This is a genomic window from Staphylococcus caprae (assembly GCF_002902725.1).
Classification (GTDB): Bacteria; Bacillota; Bacilli; order Staphylococcales; family Staphylococcaceae; genus Staphylococcus; species Staphylococcus caprae.
Genome location: NZ_PPRT01000024.1, coordinates 23,862 through 34,567, shown reverse-complemented (window position 1 = coordinate 34,567; position 10,706 = coordinate 23,862). Strand labels below are relative to the sequence as shown.

Annotated in this window: 8 protein-coding genes; 7 read left to right on the top strand and 1 reads right to left on the bottom strand. The window is 34.4% G+C overall.

The annotated features are described in order from the left end of the window. Positions 1-164: 164 nt before the first annotated feature. From ystJ to pyk, 5 genes are all read left to right on the top strand, one after another. Positions 165-1,394, top strand: coding sequence for an NADP-dependent malic enzyme (gene ystJ, locus CD155_RS04920; RefSeq protein WP_002443355.1), 1,230 nt, complete (start codon positions 165-167; stop codon positions 1,392-1,394). Between the two features lie 107 nt (positions 1,395-1,501). Further along, entirely contained in the window at positions 1,502-2,359 is an 858-nt protein-coding gene (gene accD, locus CD155_RS04915) for an acetyl-CoA carboxylase, carboxyltransferase subunit beta (protein WP_002443352.1), read from the top strand. After that, a complete protein-coding gene (locus CD155_RS04910; RefSeq protein WP_103212692.1) occupies positions 2,359-3,303 on the top strand; it encodes an acetyl-CoA carboxylase carboxyltransferase subunit alpha in 945 nt (314 codons plus the stop codon). The genes accD and CD155_RS04910 overlap by 1 nt, the downstream gene beginning before the upstream one ends. Before the next feature lie 178 nt (positions 3,304-3,481). Further along, entirely contained in the window at positions 3,482-4,450 is a 969-nt protein-coding gene (gene pfkA / locus CD155_RS04905; protein WP_002443348.1) for a 6-phosphofructokinase, read from the top strand. Between the two features lie 20 nt (positions 4,451-4,470). Beyond that, complete coding sequence (pyk, locus tag CD155_RS04900) at positions 4,471-6,228, top strand: pyruvate kinase (RefSeq protein WP_002443346.1); 1,758 nt, start codon at positions 4,471-4,473, stop codon at positions 6,226-6,228. A 170-nt stretch (positions 6,229-6,398) separates the two neighbouring features. On the opposite strand, the gene CD155_RS04895 is transcribed toward pyk, so the two are convergent. Then, the gene (locus tag CD155_RS04895) at positions 6,399-7,754 is read right to left on the bottom strand and encodes an amino acid permease (RefSeq protein WP_070830904.1); all 1,356 of its coding nucleotides are present in this window, start codon (positions 7,752-7,754) and stop codon (positions 6,399-6,401) included. Positions 7,755-8,103: 349 nt separating this feature from the next. Between CD155_RS04895 and CD155_RS04890 the strand changes: the two genes are divergently transcribed. Both CD155_RS04890 and icd read left to right on the top strand, forming a co-directional pair. Next, positions 8,104-9,222 carry a citrate synthase gene (locus CD155_RS04890; RefSeq protein WP_070830907.1) on the top strand — a complete coding sequence of 373 codons (1,119 nt, stop codon included), beginning with the start codon at positions 8,104-8,106 and terminating at the stop codon, positions 9,220-9,222. Positions 9,223-9,276: 54 nt separating this feature from the next. Then, the gene (icd, locus tag CD155_RS04885) at positions 9,277-10,545 is read left to right on the top strand and encodes an NADP-dependent isocitrate dehydrogenase (protein WP_002443340.1); all 1,269 of its coding nucleotides are present in this window, start codon (positions 9,277-9,279) and stop codon (positions 10,543-10,545) included. Positions 10,546-10,706: the final 161 nt, after the last annotated feature.

Sequence of the window (10,706 nt, the reverse complement as noted above, 5' to 3'; positions counted from 1 at the left end):
GACAATCAAGTTTATAGCATCAATATGATGTATGACCTTTGTTTATTCTTAATTTATCATGTATTGGGTATACTTATACTAGTAAATTAGATTCAACATACACGATTTTTAATTAATAGGAACGGTTATTTTAACTTAAATTATTTAAAATAGGGGTTGATTCCATGTCTTTAAGAGATGATGCATTGGAAATGCACAGAGAACATCAAGGTAAATTAGAAATCACACCAAATATAAAAGTAACTAATAAGGAAGAATTGAGTTTAGCATATTCTCCTGGCGTTGCTGAACCATGTAAAGAAATTCATGAAAATCCAAGAAAAGTATATGAATATACAATCAAGGCAAATACTGTTGCAGTTGTAACTGACGGTACTGCAGTTTTAGGACTGGGCAATATTGGAGCTGAAGCAAGTATACCTGTTATGGAAGGGAAAGCGGTTTTATTTAAAAGTTTTGCCGGAATAAATGGCGTACCAATCGCTTTAGATACAACAGATACTGATGAAATTATTAATACAGTGAAATTATTACAACCCAATTATGGCGGTATTAATCTTGAAGATATTTCAGCGCCAAGATGTTTTGAAATCGAAGAAAAATTAAAAAAAGAAACAAATATTCCAGTATTTCATGATGATCAACACGGCACTGCTATTGTTACAATGGCCGGCTTGATTAATGCTTTAAGAATTGTCGATAAAGATTTATCAGATATTAAAGTTGTTTTAAATGGTGCAGGTGCTGCAGGTATAGCAATTGTGAAATTGTTACATTCATACGGTGTTAGAGACATGATTATGTGTGATTCTAAAGGCGCTATTTACGAAGGACGCCCTCATGGCATGAATGATACTAAAGAATATGTTGCTAAATGGACTAACAAAGATAAAATTGATGGTTCATTGAAAGAAGTTATTAAAGATGCAGACGTATTTATCGGTGTTTCTGTTGCAGATTTATTAGATAAAGAAATGGTTGAGAGTATGGCAGATGATCCGATTATTTTTGCTATGGCCAATCCAAATCCTGAAATTAAACCTGATGATGCTAAAGCAGCAGGGGCTAAAGTAATTGGAACTGGTCGTTCTGATTATCCTAACCAAATCAATAATGTGTTAGCTTTCCCTGGTATTTTTAGAGGTGCGTTAGATGTTGAAGCTACACATATTAATGAAGATATGAAGAAAGCCGCTGTTGAAGCTATTGCTGATTTAATCGAAGAAGATGAACTCAACCCTGATTATTGTATACCTGGACCATTTGATAAGAGAGTTGCTCCATCAGTGGCACGTAGCGTAGCTAAAGCAGCTATGGAATCAGGTGTAGCAAGAATTGAAATTGATCCACAAGAAGTTTATGACAAAACAATGAAAGCAACTGATTTAAAATAATTCTATATAGAAATTCTTTAAGAGACATTTTCAAGAAATAACATCTTGATAAATTTTTCAGGAGAATATATAAATGGTAGTAACAGAGGTTATTTGGAGGTTTACCAATGTTTAAAGATTTTTTTAATCGAAGCAAGAAAAAGAAATATTTAACAGTTCAAGATTCTAAACAAAATGATGTGCCAGCAGGGATTATGACTAAATGCCCGAAGTGCAAAAAGATCATGTACACTAAAGAATTAGCTGAAAATTTAAATGTGTGCTTCAATTGTGATCATCATATTGCACTTACTGCACATAAAAGAATAGAAGCGATTTCAGATGAAGGAACATTTACAGAATTCGATAAGGGCATGACCTCTGCGAATCCATTAGATTTTCCTGGCTACATTGAAAAGATTGAAAAAGATCAGCAAAAGACTGGATTAAATGAGGCAGTTGTCACTGGGACTTCTGAATTAGATGGTATTAAATACGGTGTTGCAGTGATGGATGCACGTTTTAGAATGGGAAGTATGGGTTCAGTTGTTGGTGAAAAAATTTGTAGAATCATTGATTATTGTACTGAACATCATTTACCTTTCATTCTATTCTCAGCTAGTGGTGGCGCTAGAATGCAAGAAGGTATTATTTCACTCATGCAAATGGGTAAAACAAGTGTATCACTTAAGCGCCATGCTGATGCTGGATTATTATATATTTCGTACATAACGAATCCAACAACCGGTGGTGTGTCTGCAAGCTTTGCCTCAGTGGGTGACATTAACTTAAGTGAACCTAAAGCGCTCATTGGATTTGCTGGTAGACGTGTCATTGAACAAACAATTAATGAGAAATTACCAGATGATTTCCAAACAGCCGAGTTCCTTTTAGAACATGGTCAATTAGATAAAGTAGTTCATCGTAAGGATATGAAAGAGACGTTATCTAATATTCTAAAAATCCATCAAGAGGTGAGTCGATAATGCTAGATTTTGAAAAGCCACTTTTTGAAATTAAAAATAAAATTGAATCATTGAAAGAATCCCAAGAAAAGAATGAAGTGGATTTACAAGAAGAGATTGATATGTTGGAAGCGTCTCTAGAAAGAGAAACCAAAAAAGTTTATACCAATTTAAAGCCGTGGGATCGTGTGCAAATCGCACGTTTACAAGAACGACCTACATCTTTAGATTATATTCCATATATTTTCGATTCATTTATAGAACTTCATGGGGATAGAAACTTTAGAGATGATCCTGCAATGATAGGCGGGATTGGTTATCTTAATGGACGTACTGTAACTGTTGTTGGTCAACAACGCGGTAAAGATACCAAAGATAATATTTATCGAAATTTTGGTATGGCACATCCTGAAGGTTATCGTAAAGCGCTACGTTTGATGAAGCAGGCTGAAAAGTTTAATCGTCCAATTTTTACATTTATTGATACAAAAGGCGCTTATCCTGGTAAAGCAGCAGAAGAACGGGGTCAAAGTGAATCAATCGCTACAAATTTAATTGAAATGGCATCATTAAAAGTACCTGTCATCGCTATTGTTATCGGTGAAGGTGGTAGTGGTGGCGCATTAGGAATTGGTATTTCTAATCGTGTACTTATGCTTGAAAATAGTACGTATTCAGTTATTTCTCCTGAGGGTGCTGCTGCACTTTTATGGAAAGATAGTAATTTAGCAAAAATTGCTGCTGAAACGATGAAAATTACAGCAAATGATCTTAAAGGATTAAATATTGTAGACGAAGTAATTAACGAACCACTAGGTGGCGCACATAAAGATGTTGAATCACAAGCTGCTACGATTAAAGACACATTTGTTAAACATTTAAATGAATTAGAGCAAATGTCTAATGAAGAATTAGTCAATGATAGATTTGATAAATTTAGACACATTGGCTCAGTTGTAGAATAATTTAGTTACTTGCTAATAGTCATGATTACGGCTATTAGCTCTTTTTTATTTATTTTAGAAAAAATTCATTATTTAAAACGTTTACATCAATTGAAAGCCTTTCTTTTGATGGAACAGTAAAAAAAATTGTGGTAATTTATAGTTAAAGATAAATCTAGTTAAAGAAAGGTATGTCGTCATGAAAAAAATTGCAGTTTTAACTAGCGGAGGGGATTCTCCAGGTATGAATGCTGCCGTTCGTGCAGTTGTTCGTACAGCAATTTACAATAATATTGAAGTTTATGGGATTTATCATGGTTACCAAGGTTTACTAGACGATGACATTCATAAACTTGAGTTAGGCTCAGTCGGGGATACAATCCAGCGCGGAGGTACGTTCCTATTCTCTGCTAGATGTCCTCAATTTAAAGAAGAAGATGTACGTAAGAAGGGGATTGAAAACTTACGTAAACGAGGCATCGAAGGATTAGTCGTTATCGGCGGAGACGGAAGTTATCGTGGTGCGCAACGTATAAGTGAAGAGTGTAAGGAAATTCAAACGATTGGAATTCCAGGTACTATTGATAATGATATCAATGGTACGGACTTCACTATAGGTTTTGACACTGCGTTAAACACAATTATTGAATCCGTCGATAAAATTAGAGATACTGCATCAAGTCACGCACGTACATTTATCGTTGAAGTTATGGGACGTGATTGTGGAGATTTAGCTTTATGGGCAGGACTCTCTGTTGGTGCTGAAACTATTGTAGTACCTGAAGTTCATACCGACATTAAAGATGTTGCTGAAAAAATTGAACAGGGTATTAAAAGAGGTAAGAAACATTCTATTGTTATGGTCGCTGAAGGTTGTATGAGTGGTCAAGAATGTGCTGATGAATTAATGAAATATATCAATATTGATACACGCGTGTCAGTATTAGGACATATTCAGCGTGGAGGAAGCCCATCAGGTGCTGACCGCGTATTAGCTTCACGTTTAGGTGGTCATGCCGTTGAATTACTTAAACAAGGTGTGACAGCTAAAGGTGTAGGTATTAAAAATAACCAATTAACTGCTACACCATTTGAAGATATCTTTGGTGAAAGTCATCATAAATTTGACAAAGATATTTATGAATTAGCTAAGGAATTATCAATATAAATTTTTGGGAGGATTATATAATGAGAAAGACTAAAATTGTTTGTACAATTGGACCAGCTTCAGAATCTGAAGAAATGATCGAGAAATTAATAAATGCAGGAATGAACGTGGCGCGTTTAAACTTTTCTCATGGTAGTCATGAAGAACATAAAGGTAGAATTGATACAATTCGTAAAGTTGCAAAACGTTTAGATAAAACAGTTGCACTTTTATTAGATACAAAAGGACCTGAAATTCGTACACATAACATGAAAGATGGTGTTATCGAATTAGAAAAAGGTAAAGAAGTCATCGTGAGTATGAATGAAGTAGAAGGTACGCCTGAGAAATTCTCTGTAACATATGAAGACTTAATCAACGATGTTCATGTTGGCTCTTACATCTTATTAGATGATGGTTTAGTAGAGTTACAAGTTAAAGAAATTGATAAAGATAAAGGCGAAGTTAAATGTGACATCTTAAATACTGGAGAATTAAAAAATAAAAAAGGTGTTAATTTACCTGGTGTAAAAGTTAACTTACCTGGTATTACTGATAAAGATGCTGATGACATTCGTTTCGGTATCAAAGAAAATGTTGACTTTATCGCTGCAAGTTTCGTAAGACGTCCTAGTGATGTTTTAGATATTCGCCAAATTCTTGAAGAAGAAAAAGCACATATCACAATTTTCCCTAAAATTGAGAACCAAGAAGGTATTGATAACATTGATGAAATCCTTGAAGTTTCTGATGGATTAATGGTTGCTCGTGGGGACATGGGTGTTGAAATTCCACCTGAAAAAGTACCAATGGTTCAAAAAGACTTAATTAGAAAATGTAATAAATTAGGTAAACCAGTTATCACTGCAACTCAAATGTTAGATTCAATGCAACGTAACCCTCGTGCTACTCGTGCGGAAGCAAGTGACGTAGCTAACGCAATTTACGATGGTACTGATGCTGTGATGTTATCAGGTGAAACAGCTGCAGGATTATATCCAGAAGAAGCAGTTAAAACAATGAGAAATATCGCAGTTTCAGCAGAAGCGGCTCAAGATTATAAAAAATTATTATCTGACCGTACGAAATTAGTTGAAACTTCATTAGTTAACGCTATTGGTGTTTCTGTTGCACATACAGCACTTAACTTAAATGTTAAAGCTATCGTTGCGGCTACTGAAAGTGGTTCAACAGCACGTACTATTTCTAAATATCGTCCTCATTCAGATATTATCGCTGTAACACCTAGTGAAGAAACAGCACGCCAATGTGCAATTGTTTGGGGTGTTAACCCAGTTGTTAAAGAGGGACGTAAAAACACTGACGCATTACTTAACAATGCGGTAGCGACAGCAGTTGAAACTGGAAGAGTTTCTAACGGTGATTTAATCATCATTACTGCTGGTGTTCCAACTGGTGAAAAAGGCACAACTAATATGATGAAAATTCACTTAGTTGGCGATGAAATCGCTCGTGGACAAGGTGTAGGTCGTGGCTCTGTAGTAGGACATGCCATTATTGCTGACAGTGCAAGTGACTTAGAAGGTAAAGATTTATCTGATAAAGTTATCATCACTAATTCAGTAGACGAAACGTTAGTTCCATATGTTGAAAATGCAATCGGTTTAGTAACTGAAGAAAATGGAATTACATCACCAAGTGCAATCGTTGGTTTAGAAAAAGGTATTCCAACAGTAGTAGGTGTTGAAAAAGCAACAAAAGAAATTAAAAATGATATGTTAGTTACAGTTGACGCAGCTCAAGGTAAAATCTTTGAAGGCTATGCAAACGTACTTTAATAATCAATTTAGAGAAAACACTCTCCGACATGATGTTGGAGAGTGTTTTTTATTGAGTATGTAGAGATAGATATACGCTTGATATAAGCAGGCTCTCAATTCAGACATTTACTGCAAATACATTAAAGGAGGATGAGATTATAAGTGATCTCATCCTCCTTTATGATTATTTATGCGTGTTTGCTTTCTTTTCTATATCTCAAATACATTAATCCTAAAATAACGAACCATACAGGAGTTATATAAATGGCTCTTCTTGTATCAACATTAACAAATAATAATGCGAATACGAAGATAAAGAAAATTAAAATTGCATAACCCATAAATTGCCCGCCTGGTAATTTATAAGTAGCTTTCTTGTGTAATTCAGGATTCTTTCTACTGTAATTAATATAGGCAACGATGATTAAAGCCCATACAACCAAGAATAATACAGTAGAGATTGTCGTAACATACGTAAACACTTTTGTTGCGTCAGGGAAGATATAATTTAATAACGCTGCAATTAATAATAATGCAGATGACGCAATAATAGCTGTGTGTGGTACACCATTTTTGTTTGTATTGGAGAACGCTGGTGGCGCTTGTCTTTGATTAGATAATCCATACAACATTCTACTATTTGAAAAGATACCACTATTACAAGATGATGCTGCGGCAGTTAATACTACGAAATTGATTAAACCAGCAGCGAAAGGTATACCTATTAAAGTAAATAGTTTAACAAAAGGACTATTATCAGGGTCAACTTTGTACCAAGGAATAATAGACATGATGACTGCTAAAGCACCAACGTAAAAGATTAATATTCTAATAGGTACGCTATTAATTGCCTTAGGAATTGTTTGTTCAGGATCCTTAGTCTCACCAGCAGTAACACCTATCATTTCTATTCCGACAAATGAGAAAAGTGCCATTTGGAAAGACATAAAGAATCCAGATGCTCCTTTAGGGAATATTCCGTGTTGATATAAGTTAGTTAGACTTGTGTGTCCAAATTGAGTTTTAAAGGCAAATAAAATCATGACAATACCAACAACTATTAATGCAATAATTGTAGCTATTTTGATGATAGCAAACCAAAACTCTAATTCGCCGAATAATTTGGCACTTAACAAGTTGAATGACATTAAAATAAGTACACAGAATAACGCGCTAATCCAGTTAGGAATCTCTGGGAACCAGAAACTTACGTATTTAGCAACAGCTGTAACCTCAGCCATACCTGTAATAATCCAACATAACCAATAAGTCCAACCAGTAACAAAGCCAGCAAATGGACCTATGTATTTGTTCGTAACATCCGCAAATGATTTGAAATTAGTGTTTTGAATGATGATTTCTCCCAATCCACGCATAAACATGAATAACATAAAACCTATAATGATATAGGTGAGTAATATTGAGGGACCCGTCATTGCAATTGTTTGACCAGCACCAAGGAATAACCCCGTTCCTATAGCGCCTCCGATGGCGATTAATTGAACATGACGATTGCTCAATTCTCTTTGTAAATTTTCAGCCATAAGACATCTCCCTTACTATAAGATAATATATATTATGCACTTATAAGGCTATTTATACAATTCTTTTCGCAAAAAAGTGTGAAAATTCACTAAAATGTATATTTCTTTTTTGTAATCATTCTTGATAACTAAACGAAAATATAACTACATTTTTGAAATTTAATAATAATAGTATGGTTTGAAGTTGAATTTCACGCTCTTTTAGAGATAATAACACACAAAAAGGTCAAGCCAATATACCATTTTTACATGTTTAAAGTGATTTATAATGTTTCACAAATTGTTTGAATTTAGCTATAATACTAGTTGAAAGCCATTTCATAAAGAAACAGTAAAGGGGAAATTTATCATGGCAGAATTACAAAGAGGTTTAGAAGGGGTTATTGCAGCTGAAACTAAAATCAGTTCAATAATTGACAGTCAATTGACATATGCGGGCTATGATATTGACGATCTCGCAGAAAATGCCCAATTCGAAGAAATCATTTTCTTATTATGGAATTATAGACTTCCTAATAAAGATGAACTTAAAGAATTGAAAGAGAAATTATTCGAGTACATGACTCTTAATCCAAGAGTTTACAAACACTTTGAAGAGTACGTAACTGATGATGTTCATCCTATGACAGCAGTTCGTACATCTGTATCTTATATTGCTCACTTTGATCCAGATGCTGAAGATGAATCTGATGAGAAGAAATATGATAGAGCAATTCGCATTCAAGCGAAAATTGCTTCACTAGTAACGGCTTTCGCAAGAGTTAGAGAAGGGAAAGAACCTTTAAAACCAAATTCAGATTTAAGTTACGCGGCAAACTTCTTATATATGTTAAGAGGAGAACTTCCTACAGATATAGAAGTTGAAGCATTTAATAAAGCATTAATTTTACATGCTGATCACGAATTAAATGCATCTGCGTTCACTGCACGTTGTGCGGTTTCATCACTTTCAGATATGTATTCAGGTGTTGTTGCTGCAGTTGGTTCATTAAAAGGACCTCTTCACGGTGGTGCAAACGAACGTGTTATGGCTATGTTAAAAGAAGTAGGAAGTATTGAAAATGTTGATAGCTATTTAGACGAAAGATTCGCGAATAAAGATAAAGTCATGGGCTTTGGTCACCGTGTATACAAAGATGGCGATCCTAGAGCTAAATATTTACGTGAAATGAGCCGTAAAATCACTGAAGAAACAGGTCAAAGTGAATTATTTGATATTTCACTAGCAATCGAAAAACGCATGAAAGAAGAAAAAGGTTTAATTCCAAATGTAGACTTCTTTAGTGCAACTGTTTATCACAGTATGAATATTCCTCACGATTTATTCACGCCAATTTTCGCAGTAAGTCGTACATCAGGTTGGATTGCTCATATCTTAGAACAATATAGAGACAACCGAATCATGAGACCAAGAGCACAATACATTGGTGAAAAAAATCGTAAGTATGTTCCTATTGAAGAAAGATAATAAAATCACATATAGTATTAATTGAAAGCTTAAATATACTTGGAGGTTAGATTTATGTCAGCAGAAAAAATTACTCGTACTAATGAAGGTTTGAATGTACCTAATGAACCAATTATTCCATTTATTATTGGCGATGGAATTGGCCCAGATATCTGGAAAGCAGCTAGCCGTGTTATCGATGCAGCTGTTGAAAAAGCTTACAACGGTGAGAAACGTATCGAATGGAAAGAAGTTTTAGCTGGACAAAAAGCTTACGATGAAACTGGAGAATGGTTACCACAAGAAACATTAGACACAATTAAAGAATATTTAATTGCTGTTAAAGGTCCTTTAACTACTCCAATCGGTGGCGGTATTCGTTCACTTAACGTAGCTTTAAGACAAGAATTAGATTTATTTACTTGCTTACGTCCTGTACGTTGGTTCCAAGGTGTTCCTTCACCAGTTAAACGTCCAGAAGATGTTGACATGGTTATTTTCCGTGAAAACACTGAAGACATTTATGCAGGTATCGAATTTAAAGAAGGTACTTCAGAAGTTAAAAAAGTAATTGATTTCTTACAAAACGAAATGGGTGCAACAAACATTCGTTTCCCAGAAACTTCAGGTATTGGTATTAAACCTGTATCAAAAGAAGGTACAGAACGTTTAGTAAGAGCTGCAATTCAATATGCATTAGATAATAATCGTAAATCTGTTACTTTAGTTCATAAAGGTAACATTATGAAATTTACTGAAGGATCATTTAAACAATGGGGTTATGATTTAGCTCATAACGAATTTGGTGACAAAGTATTCACTTGGCAACAATATGATGAAATTGTTGAAAAAGAAGGTAAAGACGCAGCTAATGAAGCTCAAGATAAAGCTGAAAAAGAAGGCAAAATTATTATCAAAGATTCAATTGCTGATATCTTCTTACAACAAATCTTAACGCGTCCAGCTGAACACGATGTTGTAGCGACTATGAACTTAAACGGTGACTACATTTCAGACGCTTTAGCTGCACAAGTTGGTGGTATTGGTATCGCTCCAGGTGCAAATATTAACTACGAAACTGGTCACGCTATTTTCGAAGCTACACATGGTACAGCTCCTAAATATGCTGGTTTAAATAAAGTTAACCCATCTTCTGAAATCTTAAGTTCTGTATTAATGTTAGAACACTTAGGATGGCAAGAAGCTGCTGATAAAATCACTGATTCAATCGAAGCTACTATCGCTTCTAAAATTGTAACTTATGACTTTGCTCGTTTAATGGATGGTGCAAAAGAAGTTTCAACTTCAGAATTTGCTGATGAATTAATCAAAAACTTAAAATAATAACGCTTTAATCGATAGCGTTATCAAACGGATTGGCTCTTGCCAATCCGTTTTTTTAAAGATTATGTAAATTTTTAATTTATCAATATCTTTTTGATTCAAAAGGTGATAACTTAATTAATGTTAAGGCAATATTAAAGAAATATTTTCTTAATATAACT

Excerpts from the sequence above, each read along its gene's own strand:
- ystJ (WP_002443355.1), top strand. The coding sequence starts at position 165 with ATGTCTTTAAGAGATGATGCATTGGAAATGCACAGAGAACATCAAGGT.
- accD (WP_002443352.1), top strand. The coding sequence starts at position 1,502 with ATGTTTAAAGATTTTTTTAATCGAAGCAAGAAAAAGAAATATTTAACA.
- CD155_RS04910 (WP_103212692.1), top strand. The coding sequence starts at position 2,359 with ATGCTAGATTTTGAAAAGCCACTTTTTGAAATTAAAAATAAAATTGAA.
- pfkA (WP_002443348.1), top strand. The coding sequence starts at position 3,482 with ATGAAAAAAATTGCAGTTTTAACTAGCGGAGGGGATTCTCCAGGTATG.
- pyk (WP_002443346.1), top strand. The coding sequence starts at position 4,471 with ATGAGAAAGACTAAAATTGTTTGTACAATTGGACCAGCTTCAGAATCT.
- CD155_RS04895 (WP_070830904.1), bottom strand. The coding sequence starts at position 7,754 with ATGGCTGAAAATTTACAAAGAGAATTGAGCAATCGTCATGTTCAATTA.
- CD155_RS04890 (WP_070830907.1), top strand. The coding sequence starts at position 8,104 with ATGGCAGAATTACAAAGAGGTTTAGAAGGGGTTATTGCAGCTGAAACT.
- icd (WP_002443340.1), top strand. The coding sequence starts at position 9,277 with ATGTCAGCAGAAAAAATTACTCGTACTAATGAAGGTTTGAATGTACCT.